The sequence below is a fragment of the Burkholderia sp. BCC1972 genome (assembly GCF_905339605.1).
Lineage (GTDB): Bacteria > Pseudomonadota > Gammaproteobacteria > Burkholderiales > Burkholderiaceae > Burkholderia.
This window is the reverse complement of record NZ_CAJPGH010000008.1, coordinates 188,932-213,256: the sequence shown is the minus strand read 5'-3', so window position 1 is coordinate 213,256 and position 24,325 is coordinate 188,932. Positions and strand designations below refer to the sequence as shown.

Here is a 24,325-nt window from a genome sequence, read left to right as displayed (position 1 = left end):
CAATCGACGCTAATTGACGAGTTAGTTAATTTCAAGGAAGGGTTTTCGCCGCCACGGATCGCGATCGGGCGAGCGTCGAAGCGGGGCGCGGACGAGCGGGACGGGGCGCGACGAAGCGGCGGGCAGTGCGCAGCCGGTGTCGTGTAGGGAGCAGTTAACGGGAATTTCGTGAAGAACCGGCAGGCGAGCCGGTTGCGATGCGAGGTGCGCACGCGGTATCCCGCGTACGCGCCCCGCAAGCGGTTTACTGATCGATCGGCGACTTCAGCGGTTCGTGTTCGCCCGTCAGCCCGAACACGACGAGCTGGGCCGGTTCGGTCGCGCTCGCGTTGCGCGACACCTGATGGCGCGAACCGGGCGCCTCGTACCAGCCTTCGCCGGCGCGGTAGCGGCGCAGCGGGCCGCCGTTCACCTGCGACAGCACTTCGCCTTTCGACACGACGGCAAACACCGAGCCGAGGTGCCGGTGCGCTTCGGACGCCTGGCCGGGCGCATAGTCGACGGTCGCGACGACGGCAAGCTTGCCGGGCGCTTCGGGCACGGCCTGCCGCATGATCGCGTGCACGGTGCTGCCGGCGTCGTGCGCATCGGCGGCGGCCGGCAGCGCGGCACCGAGTGCGAGCGGGAGCGCGACGCACGAGGCGGCGCGACGGAGCGGGGAGCCGGTCATCGTCGCCTCCTTACTCGGGCATCTTGCGGAACGCGATCGCGAAGCGGTTCCACGAGTTGATCGTCGCGATCAGCATCGACAGGTCGAACAGCTCCTCGTCGGTGAAGTGCGGCTTCACGGCTTCCCAGACGGCGTCCGGCACGTGGTTGTCGGCCACCAGCGTCAGTGCCTCGGTCCATTCGAGTGCCGCGCGTTCGCGCTCCGTGAAGAACGGCGTTTCGCGCCACGTGACGACGGTCGCCAGGCGACGGTCGGTTTCGCCGCCCTTGCGTGCGTCGGTCGTGTGCATGTCGACGCAGAACGCACAGCCGTTGATCTGCGACGCGCGCAGGCGGACGAGTTCGGCGAGCGGCTTCTCGATCGAGCTTTTCGCGAGGAATTCCTCGGCGTTGCGCATCACCTTGATCGCATTCGGGCTGGCGGCATAGAAGTTCAGGCGCGGTTGCATGGCAGGTCCTTTTCGGTTGGTAGCGCCCGGTTGGCGCGACAGGACCCACTTTAAGCAGTCGACTGGCCTGCTTGAATAGCCAATTCTGTGGAAATTCAGGTAACCAGTGGCGATTCGCCGATGATACCCGAGCGGAGCAGCCCGGCCAGCTTCGCGAGCGCCGTGTCGATGCGCGGCGCGTCGATCCCGCCATAGCCGAACAGCAGCCCCGCGCGGACCGGCACGCCGACGTGGAACGCCGAGATCCCGTACAGGCCGATGTCCTGCGCACGCGCCGCGCGGACCAGCGCCGCTTCGTCGAGGCCCCGCTTCAGGTGCGCGGCGAGGTGGATGCCGGCCGTCGGCACGATCGCGTCGAACCACGGCGCGAGTTCGCCGCTCAGGTGCGCGACCAGCATCCTTCGGCGCGCGTCGTAGTGTTTCTGTACACGTTTCAGGTGCCGCGCGAAATCGCCTTCGACCATGAAGCGCGCGAGCGCCGCCTGCGTCAGCGTGCAGGTGTGCCAGTCGACGATCTGCTTCGCCTTGGCCAGTGCGCCGCGCAGCGCGCGCGGCGGAATCGCGTAACCGATCCGCAGCTCGGGAAAGATCGTCTTCGAGAACGTGCCGACGTAGGCGACGAGGCCCGTGCGGTCGAGGCTCTTCAGCGATTCGACCGGGCGGCCTTCGAAGCGGAACTCGCCGTCGTAGTCGTCCTCGATGATTACCGCGCGGCGGCGCTGCGCCCACTCGAGCAGCGCGACGCGGCGATCGAGCGTCATCGGCATCCCGAGCGGGAACTGGTGCGACGGCGTCACGTAGACGAGCCGCGCTTCGTCGGGCAGCCCTTCGGTGACGAGGCCATGCGCATCGACCGGCACGCCGATCACCGTCGCGCCGAGCGACGCGAACGCGGCGCGGGCGGGCGGATAGCCGGGATCCTCGACCGCGACGACGTCGCCGGGCCGCACGACGACACGCGCGAGCAGGTCGAGCGCCTGTTGCGCGCCTTGCGTGACGAGCACGTCGTCCCAGCTGCACGCGACCGCGCGGCTGAACCCGACGTAGCGCGCGATCGCGCCGCGCAGCTGCGGGTCGCCGGCTGGGTCGTGGTACTGGCCGGGGCCGCGCGCCTGCTGGCGCAATGCGTGATGCAGGCAGCGCCGCCACGCGTCGAACGGGAACAGTGCCTTGTCGGTCACGCCGCCGCGGAAGTCGAAGCCCGGCGAATCCTGCGGCGCGGGCATCGCGAGCGCGTCGGGCAGGTCGTTCCACAGCGCGCGTGCGTCGACCGCGCTGACGCGCGGCGTGTCCTCGACGATCGACGGTGCCGACATCGCCGCGGCGTGCGGCACGCGCGCGAGGCCGTCGGCGACGAACGTGCCGTCGCCCGCGCGCGTGTTCAGGTAGCCCTCGGCGACGAGACGCTCGAACGCGTCGAGCGTCGTCTTGCGCGACACGCCGAGCTGTTTCGCGAGATCGCGCGTCGATGGCAGCCGCGCGCCGCCTGCGAGGCGCCCGTCGACGATCGCGGTGCGCAGCTGCCGGAAGATCTGTCCCGTCAGGTCGTGACGGCCTTCGATGCGGATCGCGATGTCCATCGCAGTGGTTACCTCGATCATGATGATTCGATGCCGGTCAGGATACCGGAAGTCGTCGGCCGGATCGGCGGCTTGCGGAAGGTGCCGCCGCCTGCGTCGGGCGATTGGACCGCAGCCCGCCGCTGCCTTACGATCCACGACAACCTCATACCGGAGCGATCTCATGCTGTCCGAAGACGAACTGGCGCTGCTCGACGCGATCCGTGCCACCGGCAGCCTGTCGCGCGCGGCCGCGCGGATGGGCAAGGCGCCGTCGACGGTGTCGCACGCGGCGCGCCAGCTCGAAACGCGATTCGACGCGCTGCTGTTCGACCGGCGCGGCTACCGGCTGCAACTCACCCCGGCCGGGCAACTGCTCGCCGACGAGGCGGCACGGCTGGCGCTGGATGTCGCGCGGCTCACGCAGCGCGTGCGGCAGGTCGCGAGCGGCTGGGAGGACCGGCTGTGGATCGTCAGCGACGAGGTGCTGGAGTTCGACACGCTGCTGCCGGTCGTGCGAGCGTTCGACGCGCTCGACTCCGGCGTGTCGTTGCGCTTCACGCACGAAGTGCTCGGCGGCACCTGGGAAGCGCTGCGCGACGGCCGCGCGGACCTCGTGGTCGGCGCGACCAACGAGCCCCCTGCGATTCCCGCCTTCAAATGGTTCGAACTCGGTGCGATGGAGTGGGTGTTCGCGGTGTCGCCGCGCCATCCGCTGGCAGCCGCGAGCGGCGTACTGACGCGCGACGCGATCGGCGCGCATCGCGCGGTCGTCGTCGCCGATTCGTCGCGGCGCGCGGCCGGCCGCGCCTACGGGCTGCTCGGCGGGCAGGCCGTGCTCGCGGTGCCGTCGATGCGCGCGAAGATCCTCGCGCAGCACGATGCGCTCGGCGTCGGCTGGGTGCCGCGCCGGCGCGTCGCTTCGCTGCTCGCGCGCGGCGAACTGGTCGAGAAGCAGACGGCCGATCCGCGCGAGCCGAACCGGCTTTACGTTGCGTGGCACGGCGACCGCGACGGCCGCGCGCTGCAATGGTGGCTGGAGCAACTGCGCGAGCCGCGCCTCGCACAGCGGCTGCTCGACGGGATCGACGTGACCGGCTGAAAGCGGCCGCCCCAACATGTTCGATGTTTTCGAACATGTCCGTCGTGCCCGTCGTACGGCAACGCCGCGCGCCGCGCGCATCCTGTGTTCACGGTCAACTCACCGGTTCACAGGAGAACATCATGCAACGCTTCGAAGGAAAGACGGTCCTCGTCACGGGCGGCAACAGCGGCATCGGCCTGGCGGCCGCCAGGGCATTCGCGGCCGAAGGCGCGCGAGTCATCATCACCGGGCGCGACGCCGAGACACTGGAAGCCGCCCGCCAGACGCTCGGCGAAGGCGCGCTGGCGATCCGCAACGAAGCCGGCAGCGTCGCGTCGGCCCGCGCGCTGGCGGACGCGATCGCGACGGCCGGCGCCCGGCTCGACGCGGTATTCATCAACGCGGGCGTCGCGAAGCTCGCGCCGTTCGCCGACAGCGACGAGGCCATGTGGGACCTCGTGTTCAACACCAACGTGAAGGGCGCGTATTTCCAGATCCAGTCGCTGGTGCCGCTGCTGAACCGCGGCGCGTCGATCGTGATCAACGGCTCGATCAACGCGCACATCGGGATGCCCGGTTCGTCGGTGTACGCCGCGAGCAAGGCGGCCGTCAATTCGTTCGCGAAGACGCTGTCGACGGAACTGCTGCCGCACGGCGTGCGCGTGAACGTCGTCAGCCCGGGCCCGGTGCAGACGCCGCTGTACGGCAAGCTCGGGCTCGATGCGGCGACGCTCGACGCGACGGCCGACAAGATCAAGGGCCTCGTTCCGGTCGGCCGCTTCGGTACGCCGGAAGAAATCGCGTCGACGGTGCTGCACCTGAGCGCGGCGGAATCGGCGTTCATCGTCGGCGCGGAAATCATCGCGTCGGGCGGGATGGGCTTGCTCTGATCCGTGCCTCCGACGGAGACCGTCGCCGGGCGAAGCCACGCCGGGCGGACGGTCGCCGTCGCCTGCACGACGGCGCATGCGAACCGTGCCTATCGGGACGCGCAGGCGCCGGCTTCGAGTTGCGTCACCGTGAGCCCGGAGAACGTCGCGCGGCCTTGCTCGGCAAACACGGCGACGCGGTCCGCATCGAGCGGCGGAAAGACCAGGTCGGTCAGCGCCACGCGGCCGCCGTTCGCGAATACCTCGACCGACCCGCGATCGACGACGATCTCGAGCCGCACTTGCCCGCGCTCGAGCGGCAGGTTCACGATGTGCTCGCGGCTGAACGTGCCGGCGAAATGCGTGTCGCCGGAGCGGGAACGGTCGAGCGTCAGCGTGCGTTTCGCCGTGTCGTAGACGATCCGGGTGCCGGTCGACCCGTCGGCAGAACCCCTGACGATCAGGCCCGCGCGCGCCGCTTGCCGGGGCGTGATCGTCACCGTGATCCGCTGGGCCACGCCGCGCGTCGCGGCCGGCAGCACGCGCGTCGCGGAGTCGATCGTGAGGTCGCCTTCGTGCACGGCGGGCCGGCTGTCCGCCCACGCGCCGAATGCGGCGGCAGGCGCGACGACGAGTGTCGGTTCGCCGTCGATCGTCTTCAGCGACAGTTCGCGCGGCAGGGTGGTCGCGCCGCGCCACGGTGCGGTCGGCGCTTTCGCCGCGTAATCCCAGTTGCTCATCCACGCGATCGCGACGGGCCGTGCGCCGGGCGCGCCGGAGAACGTGCCGGCCGCGTAGAAGTCCGCGCCATGGTCGACCCAGCGGAATTGCGCGGGATCGGAGCCGGCGGGCGCAATATGGTCGGGCACGAACGTGCGGCCGTCGAAGTCGCCGACGAAATACATCGCCCCGGAACCGCCCGCGATCGACCACGGGTTGACGTTGACGATCATGACCCACCTGATTCGTGCCGGATCGTCGTCGAGCGGCAGCGGCACGAGGTCCGGCATCTCCCACAGCGCGCCGTCGTGCGGCACGCCCGGCCGCGTGAAGTCGCTCAGGAAATTCCAGTGGATCTGGTCGTCGGAACGATAGAGCTTCACGACCTGCGCGTCGGCGACGACCGTCGTCATCAGCCAGTAGCCGCCCGGCGCATACCACGACACTTTCGGGTCGCGAAATTGCTTCGATTCCGGATCGAGCGTGAGCACCGGGTTGTGCGCATACGGCTGCCAGGTCGTGCCCTGATCGAGGCTGTACGCGAGCGACTGGGCCTGGACGCCGGGTGCGTGACCCGAGCCCGGCTTGTAGACGCTCGTGTAAAGCGCGACCAGCGGCGTGCGGCCCGGTTCGCCGAGGCCGGACGTGTTCAGCGTGTCGGCGACGATCGAGCCGGAGAAGATTTCCTCGCTGGCGTTCGCGCGCATGGCAACCGGCTGCTCTTGCCAGTGGACGAGATCGGTGCTCGTCGCATGGCCCCACGACATGTTGCCCCAGTCGTTGCCGAGCGGATTGTATTGATAGAACAGGTGATAGCGGCCGTTGTCGTAGACGAGCCCGTTGGGATCGTTCATCCAGTTGCGCTGCGGCGTGTAGTGGAGCGCGGGCCGCCATTGCGGCGTGCCTGGGTCGGCCGGTGCGCCGCACGGTGCGGCGGCGGCCTGCGTGCACGCCAGGCAGGCGAGCAGCAGCCGGGCGATCAGGAAGGAAAAGCGGAAAGACGTCGAATTCATGCGCGGCCCCGTGCTTCGTCGGGCGAAGCGGGAAAGGAGGGCGCATGCCGTTTTCAACGGCGGCATGCGCGATGGTCCAAAGAAAAAAGGGAGGCACACACACGACACGCGCGATGTGCGCCTCCTCAACCCCGTGCCTTTACCGGCTTTCGTTATGGTTGGTTACGCTGTTTGCCGTCAGTTGTGGCCGGCTCCCGTGGCAGGCAGGTTCGCCGGAATGTCGCCGTAGCCGCCGAGCCCGCTGCGTCCATACGTGCGGTCGACCGCCGTCGACGTGCCGTTGATGTTCACCTTCACCGTCGGCGCGAGCGTGCCGCCGCGGCGCGGGCCGATCGCATCGATGAACGACTCGACGAGCCCGCCCGGCATCACGTAGTGCGAGTACGACTGGAATTCGCGCGGATTCTGGTTCGGATCCTGCGAATACGGCGCGCCGGCCGGCGCGGAGAAGTCGGTCGGGTTGCCGAGCACGAGGCCGCTGCCGCCGTTCAGCGGCAGGAAGTCGCTGCGGATGCCGTTGCCGACGAAGCCGTACACGCCGTCCGGGCCGTCGACGCCGGCCGCCATCGTCGTGCGGTGGCTGATCGTGAACAGGTAGTACTTGCCGTCCTTCAGGTAGATCTGCGGGCGCTCGGTCTGGTCGTCGACGCAGTTCGCCGACAGGATCGGCGGCAGGAACTTCCATTCGGTCAGTTGCGGGTTCGTGGCGATCGCGAGGCCGACATTGGCCTTTTGATACACTGCGCCCGAATTCATCACCGCGTTGAGATCTTCCTTGTACGGATCGTTCGCCGCGTAGCCGAGGTCGGCGTCGGTGCAGGTGCGTGCGCCGCGCGGGCCGCCCGTGTTGCCTTCGAAGACCATGTAGGTCTTGCCCGGGTGCGCGGGGTCGGTGAACACGAACGGATCGCGGAACGAGAAGTAGGTATTCTGCTGGCCGGTCTGGTAGTAGTTGCCGTCCGGCTGCAGCAGCGCCTTGTGATCGTCGAAGCCGCTGAACCACACGTGCTTGTCGTCCGCGTGGATGTGGCCGTCGGCGCGCGTGATGATCGCCTGCGGCGGCGTGATGTCGGCGCCGCCGGGGGCCGAGCGGTTGAACGACGTCGCCGTGTAGTAGAGGCTGACGTTGTCGCCCTGCGTGAGGCGTGCCGAGCCGGACCATTCGGCGTTGTTGGTCATCGGCGCGGTGCCGAATACCCTGGCGCTCGCGCCGTCCGGGAACAGGTGGCCGCCCCAGGTCCAGCCGCCGTTCGCGGGGCGCTGCGACGCCGGGATGCCCGCGCGACGGTAGAAGAAGCCGATGCGCGCATGGACGTGACGGTCGTCGAACGTGTAGCCCGCGTGCGGATCGGCGGTGAGCGAGAAGATCACCTCCCAGCCCTTGTAGCTGAGCTGGTTCGCGCGCAGGTCGGCCAGCGGCCAGGTGTCCCACACCCACACGTTCGAGTTGATGAGCGGGAAATCCTGCGGGATGTCCGGCATCGTCAGCGCTTGCGGCAGCGAGTTCTTGTCGGCGCCGGCGGTGTGCGACTGCGCGACGATCTGGCGGATGTCCGCGCGCGTCCAGCGCATCGTGAAGTTGCCTTCGGGATCGTAGGCTTGCTGGGAGTGAGCGGTGGGCATGGGCGCGCCCGTGCCGCTGGACTGCGCGTGCGCGACGGACGCGAAGGCGGCAAGTGCGCCGCCAGCGAGCAGCAACCGCCGGGTCGTCGCTGGGCGGAAAAGGGGAAAGTATGTCATCTCGTCGTCGTTTCCTGGAAAGGTGAAATTGAACGGCTGAGTGGGCATCGATGTCCAAACCGGTTTGGATGCTATTTCAAACCGGTTTGGAACGCAAAAGATATTTATTTGACGGTAATCGTTACTCAATGGAAATAATTACCCGGTCGGCGCGTCGCGGACGTCGGGCGGCCGAGGGGATCGGCGAATGCGAGGAACGATGGTGAAGGTGAATCTGAAGGCGCTATCGGACGCGCTCGGGCTGTCGCGGACGACGGTCAGTCGCGCGTTGAACGGTTACGACGACGTCAGCGAGGCCACGCGCGAGCGCGTGGCGCGGGCGGCGCGGGAAATGGGCTATGTGGCCGATCCGACCGCGCGCCGGCTGGCGACCGGTCGGGCGGACATGATCGGGATCGTCTATCCGTTCGGCGCGGGCGATCTCGGCGATCCGCGCTTCGGCGAGGTCGTCGCGGGCATCACCGAGCGGCTTGCCGAGCGCAATCTCGATTTCATCATCGCGTCTGCGCGACCGAACGCGGAACTGGACACCTATCGACGGATCGTCGACGGCAAGCTCGCCGACGGGCTGATCGTCGCGCGCACGCTCGTCGACGATCCGCGCATCGCGTACCTGCAATCGAGCGCGTTTCCGTACGTCGCGTACGGCCGCACGCAGTGCGCCGAACCGTATGCGTGGTTCGATTTCGACAACGAGACCGGGGCGCGCGACGCGGTGCGCCGGCTGCTCGGCTTCGGGCATCGGCGCATCGCGATGATCAGCGCGCCGCTGGCGCTGAATTTCGCCGCCCAGCGGCGCGCCGGCTTCCTGTCGGCGTTGCGCGAAGCCGGCATCGAGCCCGATCCGGCGCTGCTCGTCGAGTGCCCGTTTACGCACGACGGCGGGCAGCAGGCAGTGCGGGCCTTGCTCGCGCGCGATGCGCGGCCGACCGCGCTGCTGGTCGACAACAACATCGCGGGCGGCGGGGCGTTCCGCGCGCTCGTGGACAGCGGCCTCCGCCTCGGCGACGACATGTCGCTGATCGTCTACGACGGCGTGCCGCCGGACATCGCGCATCCGTATCGCGTCACGGCTGTCGTACAGCCGACCGGGCATGCGTCGGGCCGCGCGCTGGCGGAGCTGATGCTGCGGCTGCTGGGCGATGGCGTGCGCGAGCATCGGCTCGAGGCGCCGGCCATCGAGGCCGGCGACACGGATGGCCCGCTGCGCGACTAGCCGGCGCGCCAGCGGAAGGGGCGCGATCGGCCGCGGACGTTGCCGGATCGTGCCCCGCGTCGTAGCGACGAAAAGGCCATGACGTCGACAGGGGCGAATGCCCGTTTTACTAGACGACCGGTCTAATCCAGCGCTATCATCCGTTTCGTGAATGCGACGACGTATTCGGGCCTGGACAACAAGGACGCGAAAATGCCATTTCGCGCTGCGATGCTGTTCGGGCAGCGAGGCGCCGTCGTTTTATTTGGCCGGTTTCTAGACGACTGGTCTAATAGATGCGCGCGGCATTCGGTGCAACGAATCGCACGTTGACGCGCCAACGCTGACTAACCGACAGGCGTGCCGCGCCGACCGGGCGCCCCGGTTGCGCGGCCCCGTTCCCCCCGTCCATTTTCGAAGGAGTGTCCGATCATGAAGATTCTGGTTGTCCTGACCTCGCACGACACGCTCGGCGACACCGGCAAGAAAACCGGCTTCTGGCTCGAGGAACTGGCCGCGCCGTACTACACGTTCAAGGATGCGGGCGTCGAGTTGACGCTCGCGTCGCCGAAGGGCGGCCAGCCGCCGCTCGACCCGAAAAGCAGCGATCCGGCCGCGCAGACCGATGCGACGCGCCGCTTCGAGGCCGATGCGGCGGCGAAGGCCGAACTCGCGTCGACGCGCAAGCTGGCCGATGTGTCGGCGGACGACTACGACGCCGTGTTCTATCCGGGCGGCCACGGCCCGCTGTGGGATCTCGCCGAGGATCTGCACTCGATCGGCCTGATCGAGCGCACGCTCGCCGCCGGCAAGCCGGTCGCGGCCGTCTGCCACGCACCCGGCGTGCTGCGCCACGTGAAGAACCCGCAGACCGGCGAATCGGTCGTGCGCGGCAAGCGTGCGACGGGCTTCACCAACAGCGAGGAAGCCGCCGTCGAACTGACGGAAGTCGTGCCGTTCCTCGTCGAGGACATGCTGAAGACCAACGGCGCGGAATTCGAGCGCAGCGCCGATTGGGCGCCGCATGTCGTCACCGACGGGCTGCTGATCACGGGGCAGAACCCCGCGTCGTCGGAGCCCGCTGCCGAGGCACTGCTCGCGAAGCTCGGCCGCCGGTAATTGATGGCATGGCGCCGGCGGGGCCGGCGCCGTTCCCGCTCCGTCGCCGGGCATGGCCGGCCCGCCGACGGCCCCGATCGCTCCGCCGCGCGCACCGCGCGGCGAATCCCCAGTCGTTTTGCAGAACCAAGCAAAGGAGTCGTGGATGTCTGCCTTGTTCGAACCGTTCAAACTCAAGGATGTCACGCTGCGCAACCGCATCGCGGTGCCGCCGATGTGCCAGTACGTCGCCGAGGACGGCGTCGTCAACGACTGGCATCACGTGCATCTGGCCGGCATCGCGCGCGGCGGCGCGGGCCTCGTGATCGCGGAGGCCACGGCCGTGTCGCCGGAAGGGCGCATCACGCCGGGCTGCGCCGGGCTGTGGAACGACGCGCAGGCCGAAGCGTTCGCGCCGTCGGTCGCGGCGATCAAGGCGGCCGGCGCGGTGCCCGGCATCCAGATCGCGCACGCCGGCCGCAAGGCGAGCGCGAACCGCCCGTGGGAAGGCGACGACCATATCGCCGACGGCGATCCGCGCGGCTGGCAGACCATCGCCCCGTCGGCCGTGCCGTTCGGCGCGCACCTGCCGAAGGTGCCGCGTGAAATGACGCACGACGACATCGCCCGTGTGCAGGCCGACTTCGTCGCGTCGGCGAAGCGCGCGCGCGATCTCGGCTTCGAATGGCTCGAACTGCATTTCGCGCACGGCTATCTCGGCCAGAGCTTCTTCTCGGTGCATGCGAACCAGCGCACCGACGAATACGGCGGCTCGGCCGAGAATCGCGGCCGCTTCCTCGTCGATACGCTCGCGGCCGTCCGCAAGGTCTGGCCCGAGCATCTGCCGCTGACCGCGCGGCTCGGCGTGATCGAATACGACGGCCGCGACGAAGAGACGCTCGCCGAGTCGATCGCGCTCACGCAGCGGATGAAGCGGGAAGGTCTCGACATGCTGAGCGTGTCGGTCGGCTTCTCGACGCCCACCGCACGGATTCCGTGGGGCCCGGCGTTCCTTGCACCGACCGCCGAGCGCGTGCGCCGCGAGGCCGGACTGCCGGTGTCGTCCGCATGGGGGATCGACACGCCGCAACTGGCGAACCGCGTGGTGGCCGAAGGGCAGCTCGATCTCGTGATGGTCGGCCGCGCGCACCTGGCCGATCCGCACTGGCCGTACTATGCGGCCAAGCAGCTCGGCGTCGAGCGTCCGTCGTGGACGCTGCCCGCGCCGTACGCGCACTGGCTCGAGCGTTACCGGATCGCCGACAAGGTGGCCTGAGCGGCCGTGGCGGCATGGCGTGCCGGCGCGGCCCGCGCATGATGCGCGCCGCCGATCCGGCGCCGATGGATAGAATGGCGGTTCGTGCAGGCCGGTTGCCTGCGCGACCCGCCATTTTTTCATTTCGACAGAGGTGCCATGGGCGCACATGTCCCGTCGTCTCACGATTCCGCCGCACGGCCGCGCGCGCAGCAGATCGCCCGCATCGTGCTGTATGCGGCGCTGCTGGTGCTCGCGCTGTGGGTGATCCGCGACTTCATTCCCGCCATTGCATGGGCCTGCGTGACCGCCATCGCGATGTGGCCGCTGCTCAAATGCTTCGAATCGCACCGGCTGTTCCGTGACCGGCCGACGCTCATCGCCACCGTCATCACGGCCGCGATCTCGTTGCTCGTCGTGCTGCCGGTCGCGGTCGCGGCCACCCAGGCGATCGGCCAGGCGCACGACCTGCGCGAGTGGCTGCGGACGGTCCAGGACAACGGTATTCCGTTGCCGGACGTCGTCGGCCGGCTGCCTTACGGCTCGGCGCAGGTCACCGAATGGTGGCAAGCCAATCTCGGCCATCCGCTGCATGCGTCCACCGCGATGCATGGCGTGAACAGCGAGAAATTCCTCGCGTTCGGCCGTCAGTTCGGCACCAGGCTCGCGCATGCGCTGCTCGAATTCGGCTTCATGCTCGTCACGCTGTTCGTGATCCTGCGCGCGGGCCACAAGCTGTCGGGCGCGTTGTTGCAAGGCGCGCGGCGTGCGTTCGGGCACAACGGCGCGGAACTGATCGACCGAATGGTCAAGGCCGTGTACGGCACGGTGACGGGGCTCGTCGTCGTCGGGCTCGGCGAGGGCGCGCTGCTCGGCATCGCGTATGCGCTGGCCGGCGTCCCGCACGCGGCGCTGCTCGGCCTCGTCACGGCGATTGCCGCGATGCTGCCGTTCTGCGCGCCGCTCGTGTTCTGCGGCGCGGCGCTCTGGCTGTTCGTGCAGGGCGCGACCGTGTGGGCCGTCGTGGTGGCCGTGCTCGGATTCATCGTCGTGTTCGTCGCCGAGCATTTCGTGCGGCCGGTGTTGATCGGCAGCTCGGCGCGGCTGCCGTTCCTGCTCGTGCTGTTCGGCATCCTCGGCGGCGCCGAGACGTTCGGCCTGATCGGGCTGTTCGTCGGCCCCGCGCTGATGACGGTGCTGACGATGCTGTGGGCCGAATGGATTGCGTGACGATGCACGCCGTTGCGCCGATTTGACGGAGCGGCGCAACGGATTCGATGCGCGCGCAAGCATGCGCCGGCCGCAACGCTCGGCCACCATCTGGCTTGCGCGCGGGCCTGCCACGCAGGGATTCGTATAAAGATCTCTACATTTCTTTTCGATCCGGACCCAAAGGTCTAGTAGCATGGGGCTTTCGATCACGCCGGCATGGCGCAGCAGATTTCCCCAAGCATGCGATTGATTCCGATGTCCCGACCCGCGGCGATGCTGTCCCTGGCCGCGGGCTGCCTGATGTTGCACGGCTGCGCGTGGTTCGACTCGTGGCTGCCGTTCTCGTATTCGCGCACGCCGCTCGCACGCGCCGCCTCGCGGCATGGCGCGACGCGCGCCGACGTCGTCCGCGCCGGCGGCAACCCGCGCAGCGTGTGGATGGTCCGCAACGGCAGCGGCGTCTGCTACAACTACTTCATCGAGCACGGCAACGATCACCGCGAGTATTTCGTCGTGTTCGACCGGGCCGGCGTCGTCACGCAATACGGCTTCGATTCCTGCATGGACGCCGACCGCAAGGGCACGCTTCAGCCGGGCAAGAGCGCGTCGCGATAGTGCGGCCGCCACGCGCGGCAAGCGCGCGTCATGCGGCTGTCACGCTATCGTGTCGACCACGCCGCCGTCGACGCGCAACGCCGCGCCGGTCGTGGCCGATGCCTGCGGCGAGCACACGTATACGACCAGGTTCGCCACTTCCTCCGTCGTCGCCGGCCGCTGGATGATCGAACTCGCGCGCGCGCTGCGCACGAACTCCACCGCGATGTCGTCGATGCTGCGGCCCGTTTCCTCGGCCTGCGCCTTCAGCAGCGCGCGCACGCCTTCCGATATCGTCGGCCCCGGCAGCACCGAGTTGACCGTCACGCTGGTGCCGGCCGCGAGCTTCGCGAGGCCGCGCGCGATCGACAGCTGCGCGGTTTTCGTGAAGCCGTAATGAATCATGTCGACCGGGATGTTCAGGCCCGATTCCGACGAAATGAACACGATGCGCCCGGCATTGCGTTCGATCATCCCCTTCAGGTAATGCCGCGCGAGCCGCACGCCGGACATCACGTTCATCTGGAAGTAATGTTCCCACTCGGCGTCGTCGATCTCGAAGAACGCCTTCAGGCCGTAGATGCCCGCATTGTTGACGAGGATGTCGGCATCCGGCGTGTGCTGCGTGATGCGCGCGACGCCGGCCGCATCGGACAGGTCGGCGGCGACGCCGTCGAAGCTCGCGCCGGGCACGGCCGTGCGCAACTGCGCGAGCGCAGACTGAACCGACGTGTCGCTGCGGCCGTTGACGACGACGTGCGCACCGGCGCGCGCGAGTCCTTCGGCGATCGCGAGCCCGATGCCGGCGGTGGAGGCGGTGACGACCGCGGTCTTGCCTTTCAGATCGATGTGCATGAGCGTGACGGGAGAGGAGTGAACGGGATCCGCCGCGCGTGCCGCGGCGGCCGGAATTCAAAGCTTAGGCGAAATGGCGCGATCCCGCGTCGACGCGGGCAGGCCCGGTTGCGCGCCGGCGCACAGTCTTGTACGGTGAGCGTTCGCCGTCCGAACCGGGAGCCCGCCGCGTGAGCCGTACCGCCAACCGATCGATCGACCCGTCGCCGTTCTGGCGCGACGCCGCGCTGCCGTTCATCGAGGCGCGCACCGTCGACGACGGCCGCGAGATCTGCTACGCGAAGCACACGCACGATACGTTCTCGGTGGGCGCGATCGTCGGCGGCACGAGCACCTACGTGAACGGCGCGACGAACGAACATGTCGGGCGCGGCGTGCTCGTGATCATCGATCCGGAACAGGTCCATGCGTGCAACCCGTATGGCCCCGATGCGTGGGCGTACCGGATGGTCTATGTCGACGTGCCGTGGTTCGCGCGGCTGCAGCATGCGCTGGGGCGCGATCCGAACGGCGATTTTCACGGGTTTTCGCCGAAGTTGACGGAGCGCGGCGACCTGTTCGCGCAATTTGGCGGGTTCTATCGCACGCTTGTTTCGCCTTCGGTCGATCCGCTCGGCAAGGAAAGCGCGGCGGTCGAGTTCTTCACGCAACTGCACGGCGCGCTCGATCGCGAACTGCCCGACCCCCGGCCGGGCGACGACAACGCGAAGCTCGCGCGCGCGGCCGACTACATCGCCGCGCATTGCCGCGAGGGCGTGACGCTCGATGCGATCTGCGCGGCGGCCGACCTGTCGCCGTCATACCTGATCCGTGCGTTCAACGCGCGCTACGGGATGACGCCGCACGCATTCCTGGTCGATCGCCGCGTGCAGTACGGCCGCACCGAGCTGCGCCGCGGCCGGCCGATCGCGGAAGTCGCGCTCGATGCGGGCTTTGCCGACCAGGCGCATTTCCAGCGCGCATTCCGGCGCATCGCGGCCGCGACGCCCGGGCAGTACCGCAGCGCGATGCGCTGAGCGGCAACGCGGCTAGACGTCGAGCAGGAGCAACGCGCTGCCTGCCAGCAGCAGCGCCATCAGCCGGTTGAACACGCGCATGCGCCGCGCGTTCGCGAGCCGATGCCGCAGCGACGCGCCCGCATACGCCCAGCAGGCGATCGACGCGAAGCAGATCACCAGATACAGCGCGGCGAATTGCCAGACCTGCGCGCGGTCGCCGTCGGCCGCATACGCGCCCATCGCGGCCACGCATGCGAGCCATGCCTTCGGATTGAGCCACTGCATCGCGGCGCCGGATGCCGCCGACGGGCCGGCCACGTCCGGGTCGGCCGACAGCCGGCCGTCGTCGAGCGCGAGCCGCAACGCCATGAACAGCAGGAACGCGATCCCCGACCACTGCGTGGCCGTCGTCAGCACGGGCCAGCGCGCGAGCGCCGCGTGCAGGCCGAGGCCGATCAGCAGAAAGAGCGCGACGAAGCCGAGCGTCGCGCCGGCCGCGTAGCGCAGGCCGGCGCCCAGGCCGTGACGGGCGCCCGCGCCGAGCGCGACGATGTTGACGGGACCGGGGGTGATCGACGAGGCCAGCGCGAACGCGGCCATCGAAACCAGCATGCTCATCAGGTGTCTCCATGCGAAATGTCGAAAGTCGCATCGAGACTACGGGAGCCGTTTCGGCCCGTATTGAAGAAAACTGCCCTCGGCTGGCGCGGCCGCCGTCAGTGCAGCGCGCGCGGCGCGTGGGCCGGACGCGGCTCCGCCGAATCGCCCGAACCGGCTGCGTCGGCTGCGCGCAGCGGTCCGCCCGCGCAGGGTTCCGTCGATACCGAGAAGCCGAACGTATTGATGCCGCCCGCGCACGCGACGAATACGCCGCCGCCGTGCATCTCGGCCACGGCCTTGACGATCGACAGCCCGAGCCCGTGGTTCTCCTTGCTGTTCGCGCGCGCTTCCTCGAGCCGGTAGAAGCGCTCGAACACGTGCGAGCGCTGCGCCGGATCGATCGGTTCGCCGGGGTTCGACACGGCGATCTCGACGAGCGTGTCGCGGCGCGTGATCGTCACGTTCACCGTCGCGCCGGGCGCCGAATGCTGGATCGCGTTGATCAGCAGGTTCGTCATCGCGCGGCGGAACAGCGACGGATCGACGGCCGCACGCGCATCGCCGTGCAATTCGGCGCGCAATTGCGCCTCGTCGAGCGGGATTTCGAGGAAGTCGAGCATGCGCCGCACCTCGTCGGCGAGCGACACGTCCTTCAGGTCGGTCGCGCGTTCGCCGCGATCGCTGCGCGACAGGAACAGCATGTCGTTGATGATCACGCGCAGCCGCTCGAATTCCTCGAGGTTCGACTGCAGCGTCTGGCGCATCCGGTCGACCGAGCGGTCGCGGCTCGTCAGCGCGACCTGGGTCTGGCCGATCAGGATGCTGATCGGCGTACGCAGCTCGTGCGCGACGTCCGCGTTGAACGCTTCGAGCCGCGCGTAGGTTTGCTGGATGCGCTCGAGCGCGCCGTTGAACGACGTGGCGAGATCGCGCAGCTCGGTCGGCAGCGCGTCGGTGTGCAGCCGCTGGCGGCGGTTCGTCGCGCTCACGCTCGCCGCATCCTGCGACAGCCGGTCGAGCGGCGCGAGCCCGAAGCGCGCGACCGCGCGGCTCAGCAGCAGCGTGATGACGGTGGCCGTCGCGATCAGCGCGGCGAGCGTCCAGCCGAAGCGGCGCAGCATCCGCTGCGTGCGCTCGCAAGACGACGCGACGACCAGCTGCAGCTCCGGCCGCTCGCCGGCGCCGGCCAGCGTGACGGTCTTCGTCATCACCGCATAGCTGCTGTCGTTGAGCTGGTAGCGCTGGAACGCGCCGAACGGCGGGTCGAGCGGCACGCCGTTGACGGGTTTGCCGAAGCGGAACGCCGGGTTGTCGCTGACGACCTGGTAGTGCGTCGAGCCGTCGGGCGGTTCGAGGTCGGCGAGCTTTTCCTGCATCAGGCGGCCGCGCTCGGCCGTGGTCGCGTGCGACACGATCATCGCGGCGACCTTGGCGCGCGTGTCGAGCGTCGCGCGCAATTCGGCGAACAGCTGGCGCTCCATCATCACGAACAGCCCGCAGCCGACCAGCGTGAACACGAGCAGCGACACGATGCCGAACATCGCCGAGAGCCGCAGGATGATCGAGCGTTTCATGCCCGCCGCTCCGTGTCGCCGTCCTCGCGTGCCTCGAGCACGTAGCCCATGCCGCGGATCGTGTGCAGCAGCTTGTCCGCGAACGGGCCGTCGAGCTTCGCGCGCAGTCGCTTGATCGCCGTCTCGACGACGTTTGCGTTGCTGTCGAAGTTCACGTCCCACACGAGTTCGGCGATCGTCGTCTTCGACAGCACCTCGCCGCTGCGCCGCGCGAGCACGCCGAGCAGCTGGAATTCCTGCGCGGTCAGGTCGAGCCGCGTGCCGTCGCGCGTCGCGCGGCGGCCGATCAGGTCGACGCGCAGGTCGCCGATCGAGATCAGCGTCGATTCCTGCACGCGTGCGCGGCGCGTCAGCGCGCGCAGCCGTTCGATCAGCTCGAGGAACGAGAAGGGCTTGGTCAGGTAGTCGTCGGCGCCGCCGCGCAAGCCCCGCACGCGATCGTCGACGCGGTCGCGCGCGGTCAGCATGATGACGGGTGTCTGCTTCTGCGCGCGCAACGCACGCAGCACGCCGAAGCCGTCGAGCTTCGGCAGCATCACGTCGAGCACGACCACGTCGTAGTCGAATTCGACGGCTTTCCAGGCGCCGTCCTCGCCGTCGAGCGCGGTGTCGACGACCCAGCCTTCCTCGGTCAGGCCGCTCTTCAGGTATTCGACGACTTTCGGTTCGTCTTCGACGATCAGCACTTTCATGTTTGTCTTCCGCTAACCGGGTTAAGGGCCGACGCCCGCGGTGCGCTGCGGGGCCGCCGCCGCGACGTCGGATGGCGGGGCGCCGTTCGTCGCGGCGCTGTCCCAGCCGCCGCCGAGCGCCTTCGCGAGAAACACGACGAGCGCCGCGCGCTGGCCCTGGATCTGCACGGCCTGGCGTTCGCTCGTCAACAGTTGCTGCTGGGCCGTCAGCACGTCGATGAACGGCGTCAGGCCGCCCGCGTAGCGGTCCTGCGCGAGCGACACGAGCTTGCGCGCGTCGTCGACGGCCGCCGCTGCCTGCTGCGCGGCGTCGGCGAGGATCGACAGGCCCGTGACCGCATTTTGCACTTCCTGGAACGCGGTGAGCACGGTCTGCCGGTAGCTGGCCTGCGCGGCGACGTAGCCGGCCTGCGCGAAATCGACGCCGGCCTTCAGCCGGCCGCCTTCGAACAGCGGCTGGCTGAGCGACCCGCCAACCGACCACAGCAGCGCCGGCACGGTGAACAGGCCCGCGAAGCGCGTCGCATCCCAGCCGATGTCGGGCGACAGCGTGATGCGCGGGAAATACGCGGCGCGCGCGACGCCGATCTGCGCGTTCGCGGCGGCCATCGCGCGTTCGGCCGACGCGACGTCGGGCCGCCGCTGCAGCAGGTCGCTCGGCATGCCGGTCGGCAGCGCGGGCGCGTTGATCGGCACCACACGCGGCGGCAGCGAGAAATCGGGGGCCGGCGCGCCGACCAGCGTCGCGAGCGCGGTTTCGACCTGCGCGCGCTGCTGGAGCAGCAACTGAGCCTGCGTGCGGGTCGCGTCGAGCTGTGAGCGCTGCTGCAACAGATCGAGGCCCGACACCGCGCCGAGGTCGTGGCGCGCGCTCACGTAGTCGAGCGCCTTCTGCTGCAGGTCGATCGAACGCTTGACGACGTCGATTTCGCTGTCGAGCTCGCGCAGCGCGAAATAGCTCGACGCGAGATTGGCGGTCAGCACGAGGCGCGCGTTCGCGAAATCGTCGCGCGCCTGCTCGGTGGTGGCCTGCGCGGATTCGACGCTGCGCCGCACGCGGCCGAACAGGTCGAGCTCGTAGCTGACGGCCGCGCCGACCTGGATCTCGTTCTGCACGGTCGACATGCTCTTCGTCGCGTAGTTGGTCTGCGGCCGGTCGGCGGAGATCTTGAAGCGCTGGCCGCTCGCGGTCAGGCCGACGGCCGGATACTGCGCGGACGCGACCGACGCGAGCGTCGCCTTCGCCTGGTCGTAGCGCGCGGCCACGGCCTTCAGGTTCTGGTTGTTGCGCAGGGCGTCGGTTTCGAGTGCGTCGAGTTGCGGATCGCCGAACGCGGTCCACCACGCGGGATCGAGCGGCGCGCGGGCCGGCGCGGCCGGATGCCAGTACGCATCGGCCGGGTCGAGCCGCCACGCGGCCGGCGTGTCGACGGCCGGGCGCTGGTAGTCCGGGCCGACGGCGCAGCCGGCGACGGCGGTTGCCGCGACGACGGCGGCGAGCGCCGCGGGCCGCAGGCGGGCGTGCATCGCGCTCACGACTTCGCTCCGGCAACCGCGGACGCCGGTTGCGCGGCCGGCGCCTGCACGACGACCTTGTCGCCGTTCGCGAGCGCGTCGCTCGGGTTCGCGACGAGGCGGTCGCTCGGCGTGAGCGGGCCATCGACTTCGAGCGTCTGGCCGATCGTGCGCACGACCGTCACCTGCTTCAGGTGGACCTGGCCGTTCGCGTCGACGATTGCGACCGTCGGGCCTTCGCCGCGGAACAGCAGCGTATTGGCGGGCACCTGCAGGCGGCCGACCGGCGTCATCGGCAGCGTGGCCTGCACGTAAGCGCCGGGCAGCAGCCGTCCGTCCGGGTTCGGCAGCGTGATCTCGATCTGCAGCGAGCGCGTCGCGACGTCGATCGCCTCGGACGTGCGCGTGATCGTGCCGTCGAAGGTCCGGCCCGGCAGTTCGGCCTGCGCGACGCTCACGTGCTGGCCGATCTTCACCTGCTGCGCGTTGGCTTGCGGCACCTGCACGTAGAGGCGCAGCCGGTCGGCCTGCACGACGGTGAACAGCGAACGGCCGGCGTTGCCGGAATTGACGAGATCGCCGACGTCGACGTTGCGCTGCGTGACGATCCCGTCGATCGGCGCGACGATCCGCTGGAAACCCTTCAGCTCGGTGAGCCGGCGCATGTTCGCGTCGGCCGCGGCGAGGTTCGCGGTGCCCTGGCTGAACGCGCCTTGCCGGTCGTCGAGTTCCTGCTGCGAGACGGCATCGCGCTGGCGCAGCTGCTGCGCGCGGTCGAACGACGTCTTCGCGAGCGCGAGCGCGGCCTGCGCCTGCTGGCGTTGCGCGGTGGCCTGCGCGAGTTCCTGGTTCAGCTCGGGCGTGTCGAGTTCGGCGAGCGTCTGCCCCTGCTTCACGTGCGCGCCGATGTCGGCCTGCCAGCGCAGTACGTAGCCGCTCGCCCGCGCGTAGATCGGCGCCTCGACGAAGCCGCGCAGCGTGCCGGGCAGCGTCAGCTTGCCGCCGGTGGCCGCGTCGACCGGATGCACGACGCTCACGTACTGGCGCGTGTTCTGCTCGGCGACCGCGTCGAGCCGGTTGCCGTTCAGCACGTTGACGACGATCGTGCGCGCGGCGCCGGCGGCGAGCAGCACGCCGATCACGACCAGGACGATGCGCCCGCGCCGCGACACCGACGTGCGCGTCGGCAGGTGCATGCCGTGTTCGTCCACCTGGATGCCGACGGCGCTGTGATGTTTCTCTTCCATGAATTCAACCAATTCAACCGGGTAGTGGGGCGAAAGTCAGTGTCCGGCCTGGCGCGCGCGCCGGCGGGCCAGCCGCGCATGCACGCCGCCGAACACGAGCGGCACGAACAGCAACGTCGAAACGGTCGCGAACAGCAGCCCGCCGATCACCGCGCGGCCGAGCGGCGCATTCTGCTCGGCGCCTTCGCCGAGACCGAGCGCCATCGGCACCATCCCGATGATCATCGCGAGCGCCGTCATCAGCACCGGCCGGATCCGCGTCGCGCCGGCCTCCAGCGCGGCCGTGAGCGGCGGCGCGCCGGCCGCGAGGCGCTGGCGCGCGAACGACACGACCAGAATGCTGTTCGCGGTCGCGACGCCCACCGTCATGATCGCGCCCGTCAGCGCGGGCACGCTCAGGTGCGTGCCGGTGATGAACAGCATCCACGCGATGCCGGCGAGCGCAGCGGGCATCGCGCTGATGATGATCAGCGGGTCGAGCCACGACTGGAAATTGACGACGATCAGCAGGTAGACGAGCACGATCGCCATCGCGACACCCGCGCCGAGGCCGATGTACGACGTGCGCATCGTCTCGACCTGGCCGCGCATCGTCAGGTCGGTGCCGCGCGGCAACGTCGCGCGCGCGCCGGACACGATGCGGTCGATCTCGCCCGCGACCGCGCCGAGGTCGCGGCCTTCGACGCTCACGTACACGTCGACCGCCGGGCGGATGTTGTAGTGGGTGATCACGGCCGGGTTCACGGTGCTGCGCACCTGCACGAGGTTGCCGAGCAATTGCAGCGGCACGCCCGTGCGGCCGCTCGCCGAGATCGGCGTGCCGAGTAGGTCGTCGACCGACGCGATGTTGTATTGCGGGGTCTGGATCTGCAGCGGGTACTGCACGCCGGTGCGCGGGTTGATCCAGAACGAGGGCGTGGTCTGAGAACTGCCGGACAGCGAGATCAGCATGTTCTGCGCGACGTTCTGCGCGGAGAGGTTGAGCTGCTGCATGCGCGTACGGTCCATGTCGGCCAGCAGGGTCGGCTCGTCGTTCCGTTGCAGCACGTGCACGTCGACGGCACCGGGGATTTGCCTGATCTTTTTCATCAGGCTGCTCGCAATGGTCATGTTACTCGCGAGATCGTTGCCGAGCACCTGCACGTCGATCGCGGCCGGCTGGCCGAAGTTGAGGATCTGCGTGACGATGTCCGACGGCTGGAAGAAGAACTCGACGCCCGGGAAGCGTTGCGGCAGCAGCGTGCGCAGCGTCTGCACGTAGTGCCGGGTCGCGCGGTGGCCGGGTTTCAGCGCGATCAGCAGCTCGCCGTCGAGCGTGCCGATCGTGCCGGCGTTGCTGTACGACAGGTTGATGCCGCTCACCGGCAGGCCGAGGTTGTCGACGATCGCGCCGAGCTCGTCGGGCGGCACGGTTTCGCGGATCACGCGCTCGACCCGGTCGGCGAGGCGCGCGGTTTCCTCGATCCGGTAGCCGGTCGGCGCGCGCATGTGCAGCCGGATGTTGCCGGAATCGGCGTTCGGGAAGAAGTCGCGGCCGAGCACGAACACCAGCCCCGTCGACAGCACGCAGAAGCCGAGGAAGCACATCGCGTAGAAGCGGCGGCGCACGAGCAGGATGCTGAGCAGCACGATGTACCACGCGCGCAGCCGTTCGAACGCATGGTTGAACGCGTGATGCAGGCGCGCGAAGCGCGACATCGAATGCTCGGGGCCGGTGTTCGCCTGCTGCGGGCGGAACAGCAGCATCGCGAGCGTCGGCACCAGCGTGCGCGACAGCACGTACGACGCGAGCATCGCGAACACGACGGCTTCCGCGAGCGGCACGAACAGGAAGCGCGCGACGCCCGTCAGGAAGAACATCGGCACGAACACGATGCAGATGCACAGTGTCGACACGAGCGCGGGCACCGCGATTTCGCCGGCGCCCTCGAGGATCGCGTCGTGCAGGTTGGTACCGAGGTGCAGGTGCCGCTCGATGTTCTCGATCGTGACGGTCGCATCGTCGACGAGAATGCCGACCGCGAGCGCGAGGCCGCCGAGCGTCATGATGTTGATGGTTTCGCCGAGCGCGGACAGCGCGATCAGCGACGTGAAGATCGACAGCGGGATCGAGATCGCGATGATCAGCGTGCTGCGCCAGTTGCCGAGGAACAGCAGGATCATCATCGCGGTCAGCACGGCGGCGATCAGCGCCTCGTGGATCACGCCCTGGACGGCCGCGTCGACGAACACCGACTGGTCGAACAGCGGCGTGATCGTGAGCCCCTCGGGCAGCGTCGGGATCACCTTCGGCAGCAGCGCCTTCAGGTCCGACACGACCTTGAGCGTCGACGCGTCGCCGCTTTTCAGGATCGAGATGAGCACGCCGCGCTGGCCGTTCTGGCGCACGACGTTGGTCTGCGGCGCGAAACCGTCGCGCACCGCTGCCACCTCGCGCAGGTAGGTCGTCGCGCCGTTGACGGTCTGGACCGGCAGGTTGTTGATGTCGGCGACGGTGTCGGCCGATGCGTTCGTGTCGATCCGGTATTCGGTCTGGCCCATCTTCGCGGTGCCGGTCGGCAGCACGAGGTTTTGCGCGTTGACCGCATTGACGATGTCGGCCGGCGTGAGCCCCTTCGCTTGCAGCGCCTGCGGGTCGAGGTCGATCGCGACCACGCGCGTGCGGCCGCCGTACGGGAACGGGATCTGCGCGCCCGGCACCGTGATCAGCTGCGGGCGCAGGAAGTTGAGCGCGATGTCGGCGAGCGACTGTTCGCTGAGCGTCGTGCTCGACAGCCCGAGCTGGATCACCGGGATGCTCGACGCCGAATAGGTGATCACGAGCGGCGGCGTCGCGCCCTGCGGCATCTGCCGCACGATCGCCTGCGCGGAGGAGACCGTCTGCGCGATCGCCGTCTGCACGTTCGCGCCCGGTTGCAGGAACACCTTCACGACGGCGATGCCCGGCAGCGACGTCGATTCGACGTGCTGGATGTTGTTGACGGTCGTCGTCAGGATCCGCTCATGGACGGACGTGATGCGATTGGTCATCTCCGTCGCGGAGAAGCCGCTGTAATTCCAGATCACGCTGATCACGGGGATGTTGATCGCGGGCAGCACGTCCACCGGTGTGCGCATCAGCGCAAGCGGGGTGGCCAGCACGATCATGATGGCCATGACGATGAACGTGTAGGGGCGCTTGAGCGCGAGATTGACGATCCACATGGAGGCAGCGGGACGGGCGGTGATCAGGCGTCGGTGAAGGGAACCCGAATGATAGGCGTCGGCGTGGAACGGGTTACTGTCGCGAAACTGGCGGAACGGTCAGGTTGAGGCGCGCGCGCTGCGCGCCGATTCCGCAGACGGAATGCACGTGTCGCGATGGCGACGGTTGTGCCGATCGTGCGG

At 68.9% G+C, this 24,325-nt stretch carries 20 protein-coding genes; 8 read left to right on the top strand and 12 right to left on the bottom strand.

The genetic code is table 11. The annotated features are described in order from the left end of the window. Positions 1-244 precede the first annotated feature (244 nt). From U5798_RS14760 to U5798_RS14750, 3 genes are all read right to left on the bottom strand, one after another. The gene (locus U5798_RS14760; protein WP_322082465.1) at positions 245-670 is read right to left on the bottom strand and encodes a cupin domain-containing protein; all 426 of its coding nucleotides are present in this window, start codon (positions 668-670) and stop codon (positions 245-247) included. Positions 671-680: 10 nt separating this feature from the next. Beyond that, a complete protein-coding gene (locus U5798_RS14755; RefSeq protein ID WP_124447830.1) occupies positions 681-1,118 on the bottom strand; it encodes a carboxymuconolactone decarboxylase family protein in 438 nt (145 codons plus the stop codon). A gap of 95 nt (positions 1,119-1,213) precedes the next feature. Then, positions 1,214-2,698: a PLP-dependent aminotransferase family protein gene (locus tag U5798_RS14750; protein ID WP_322082488.1), complete on the bottom strand. Its 1,485-nt coding sequence runs from the start codon at positions 2,696-2,698 to the stop codon at positions 1,214-1,216. 163 nt (positions 2,699-2,861) lie between these two features. On the opposite strand from U5798_RS14750, the gene U5798_RS14745 reads away from it, so the two are divergent. Together U5798_RS14745 and U5798_RS14740 are read left to right on the top strand one after the other, a co-directional pair. Then, complete coding sequence (locus tag U5798_RS14745; protein ID WP_322082464.1) at positions 2,862-3,779, top strand: LysR family transcriptional regulator; 918 nt, start codon at positions 2,862-2,864, stop codon at positions 3,777-3,779. Positions 3,780-3,901: 122 nt separating this feature from the next. Then, positions 3,902-4,651 carry an SDR family oxidoreductase gene (locus U5798_RS14740; protein ID WP_124447826.1) on the top strand — a complete coding sequence of 250 codons (750 nt, stop codon included), beginning with the start codon at positions 3,902-3,904 and terminating at the stop codon, positions 4,649-4,651. Between the two features lie 89 nt (positions 4,652-4,740). On the opposite strand, the gene U5798_RS14735 is transcribed toward U5798_RS14740, so the two are convergent. Together U5798_RS14735 and U5798_RS14730 are read right to left on the bottom strand one after the other, a co-directional pair. Further along, complete coding sequence (locus U5798_RS14735) at positions 4,741-6,363, bottom strand: glycoside hydrolase family 32 protein (RefSeq protein WP_322082463.1); 1,623 nt, start codon at positions 6,361-6,363, stop codon at positions 4,741-4,743. A 177-nt stretch (positions 6,364-6,540) separates the two neighbouring features. After that, positions 6,541-8,103 carry a glycoside hydrolase family 68 protein gene (locus U5798_RS14730; protein WP_322082462.1) on the bottom strand — a complete coding sequence of 521 codons (1,563 nt, stop codon included), beginning with the start codon at positions 8,101-8,103 and terminating at the stop codon, positions 6,541-6,543. Positions 8,104-8,290: 187 nt separating this feature from the next. Between U5798_RS14730 and U5798_RS14725 the strand changes: the two genes are divergently transcribed. The 5 genes from U5798_RS14725 (at position 8,291) to U5798_RS14705 (ending at position 13,478) form a co-directional block, all read left to right on the top strand. Beyond that, positions 8,291-9,319, top strand: a complete 1,029-nt coding sequence (locus tag U5798_RS14725; protein WP_322082461.1) for a substrate-binding domain-containing protein — start codon at positions 8,291-8,293, stop codon at positions 9,317-9,319. Between the two features lie 411 nt (positions 9,320-9,730). Further along, positions 9,731-10,417, top strand: a complete 687-nt coding sequence (locus U5798_RS14720; RefSeq protein WP_322082460.1) for a type 1 glutamine amidotransferase domain-containing protein — start codon at positions 9,731-9,733, stop codon at positions 10,415-10,417. Positions 10,418-10,562: 145 nt separating this feature from the next. Further along, positions 10,563-11,672, top strand: coding sequence for an NADH:flavin oxidoreductase/NADH oxidase (locus U5798_RS14715; RefSeq protein WP_322082459.1), 1,110 nt, complete (start codon positions 10,563-10,565; stop codon positions 11,670-11,672). 138 nt (positions 11,673-11,810) lie between these two features. Then, positions 11,811-12,881, top strand: a complete 1,071-nt coding sequence (locus U5798_RS14710; RefSeq protein ID WP_322082458.1) for an AI-2E family transporter — start codon at positions 11,811-11,813, stop codon at positions 12,879-12,881. A 222-nt stretch (positions 12,882-13,103) separates the two neighbouring features. Continuing rightward, complete coding sequence (locus tag U5798_RS14705; RefSeq protein ID WP_124447812.1) at positions 13,104-13,478, top strand: hypothetical protein; 375 nt, start codon at positions 13,104-13,106, stop codon at positions 13,476-13,478. Between the two features lie 39 nt (positions 13,479-13,517). Here U5798_RS14705 and U5798_RS14700 read toward each other — a convergent pair whose 3' ends face one another. Then, positions 13,518-14,312: an SDR family NAD(P)-dependent oxidoreductase gene (locus U5798_RS14700; protein ID WP_322082457.1), complete on the bottom strand. Its 795-nt coding sequence runs from the start codon at positions 14,310-14,312 to the stop codon at positions 13,518-13,520. 170 nt (positions 14,313-14,482) lie between these two features. Here U5798_RS14700 and U5798_RS14695 point away from each other — a divergent pair, with 170 nt between their 5' ends. Beyond that, complete coding sequence (locus U5798_RS14695; protein WP_322082456.1) at positions 14,483-15,328, top strand: AraC family transcriptional regulator; 846 nt, start codon at positions 14,483-14,485, stop codon at positions 15,326-15,328. Between the two features lie 12 nt (positions 15,329-15,340). Here the strand turns inward: U5798_RS14695 and U5798_RS14690 are convergent, their stop codons facing one another. From U5798_RS14690 to U5798_RS14665, 6 genes are all read right to left on the bottom strand, one after another. Next, on the bottom strand, positions 15,341-15,928 hold the full coding sequence (locus tag U5798_RS14690; RefSeq protein ID WP_124447806.1) for a LysE family translocator: 588 nt from the start codon (positions 15,926-15,928) through the stop codon (positions 15,341-15,343). Positions 15,929-16,026: 98 nt separating this feature from the next. Continuing rightward, on the bottom strand, positions 16,027-17,484 hold the full coding sequence (locus U5798_RS14685; protein WP_322082455.1) for a heavy metal sensor histidine kinase: 1,458 nt from the start codon (positions 17,482-17,484) through the stop codon (positions 16,027-16,029). Then, complete coding sequence (locus tag U5798_RS14680; protein ID WP_009688307.1) at positions 17,481-18,176, bottom strand: heavy metal response regulator transcription factor; 696 nt, start codon at positions 18,174-18,176, stop codon at positions 17,481-17,483. The genes U5798_RS14685 and U5798_RS14680 overlap by 4 nt, the downstream gene beginning before the upstream one ends. A gap of 21 nt (positions 18,177-18,197) precedes the next feature. Then, positions 18,198-19,703, bottom strand: a complete 1,506-nt coding sequence (locus tag U5798_RS14675) for an efflux transporter outer membrane subunit (RefSeq protein ID WP_322082487.1) — start codon at positions 19,701-19,703, stop codon at positions 18,198-18,200. A gap of 5 nt (positions 19,704-19,708) precedes the next feature. Further along, positions 19,709-20,938 carry an efflux RND transporter periplasmic adaptor subunit gene (locus U5798_RS14670; RefSeq protein ID WP_322082454.1) on the bottom strand — a complete coding sequence of 410 codons (1,230 nt, stop codon included), beginning with the start codon at positions 20,936-20,938 and terminating at the stop codon, positions 19,709-19,711. Positions 20,939-20,974: 36 nt separating this feature from the next. Then, positions 20,975-24,142 carry an efflux RND transporter permease subunit gene (locus tag U5798_RS14665; protein WP_322082453.1) on the bottom strand — a complete coding sequence of 1,056 codons (3,168 nt, stop codon included), beginning with the start codon at positions 24,140-24,142 and terminating at the stop codon, positions 20,975-20,977. Positions 24,143-24,325: the final 183 nt, after the last annotated feature.

Excerpts from the sequence above, each read along its gene's own strand:
- U5798_RS14750 (WP_322082488.1), bottom strand. The coding sequence starts at position 2,698 with ATGGACATCGCGATCCGCATCGAAGGCCGTCACGACCTGACGGGACAG.
- U5798_RS14740 (WP_124447826.1), top strand. The coding sequence starts at position 3,902 with ATGCAACGCTTCGAAGGAAAGACGGTCCTCGTCACGGGCGGCAACAGC.
- U5798_RS14690 (WP_124447806.1), bottom strand. The coding sequence starts at position 15,928 with ATGAGCATGCTGGTTTCGATGGCCGCGTTCGCGCTGGCCTCGTCGATC.
- U5798_RS14665 (WP_322082453.1), bottom strand. The coding sequence starts at position 24,142 with ATGTGGATCGTCAATCTCGCGCTCAAGCGCCCCTACACGTTCATCGTC.
- U5798_RS14710 (WP_322082458.1), top strand. The coding sequence starts at position 11,811 with ATGGGCGCACATGTCCCGTCGTCTCACGATTCCGCCGCACGGCCGCGC.
- U5798_RS14705 (WP_124447812.1), top strand. The coding sequence starts at position 13,104 with ATGCGATTGATTCCGATGTCCCGACCCGCGGCGATGCTGTCCCTGGCC.
- U5798_RS14725 (WP_322082461.1), top strand. The coding sequence starts at position 8,291 with ATGCGAGGAACGATGGTGAAGGTGAATCTGAAGGCGCTATCGGACGCG.
- U5798_RS14700 (WP_322082457.1), bottom strand. The coding sequence starts at position 14,312 with ATGCACATCGATCTGAAAGGCAAGACCGCGGTCGTCACCGCCTCCACC.
- U5798_RS14670 (WP_322082454.1), bottom strand. The coding sequence starts at position 20,938 with ATGGAAGAGAAACATCACAGCGCCGTCGGCATCCAGGTGGACGAACAC.
- U5798_RS14730 (WP_322082462.1), bottom strand. The coding sequence starts at position 8,103 with ATGACATACTTTCCCCTTTTCCGCCCAGCGACGACCCGGCGGTTGCTG.
- U5798_RS14720 (WP_322082460.1), top strand. The coding sequence starts at position 9,731 with ATGAAGATTCTGGTTGTCCTGACCTCGCACGACACGCTCGGCGACACC.
- U5798_RS14715 (WP_322082459.1), top strand. The coding sequence starts at position 10,563 with ATGTCTGCCTTGTTCGAACCGTTCAAACTCAAGGATGTCACGCTGCGC.
- U5798_RS14735 (WP_322082463.1), bottom strand. The coding sequence starts at position 6,363 with ATGAATTCGACGTCTTTCCGCTTTTCCTTCCTGATCGCCCGGCTGCTG.
- U5798_RS14680 (WP_009688307.1), bottom strand. The coding sequence starts at position 18,176 with ATGAAAGTGCTGATCGTCGAAGACGAACCGAAAGTCGTCGAATACCTG.
- U5798_RS14755 (WP_124447830.1), bottom strand. The coding sequence starts at position 1,118 with ATGCAACCGCGCCTGAACTTCTATGCCGCCAGCCCGAATGCGATCAAG.
- U5798_RS14685 (WP_322082455.1), bottom strand. The coding sequence starts at position 17,484 with ATGAAACGCTCGATCATCCTGCGGCTCTCGGCGATGTTCGGCATCGTG.
- U5798_RS14760 (WP_322082465.1), bottom strand. The coding sequence starts at position 670 with ATGACCGGCTCCCCGCTCCGTCGCGCCGCCTCGTGCGTCGCGCTCCCG.
- U5798_RS14745 (WP_322082464.1), top strand. The coding sequence starts at position 2,862 with ATGCTGTCCGAAGACGAACTGGCGCTGCTCGACGCGATCCGTGCCACC.
- U5798_RS14675 (WP_322082487.1), bottom strand. The coding sequence starts at position 19,703 with ATGCACGCCCGCCTGCGGCCCGCGGCGCTCGCCGCCGTCGTCGCGGCA.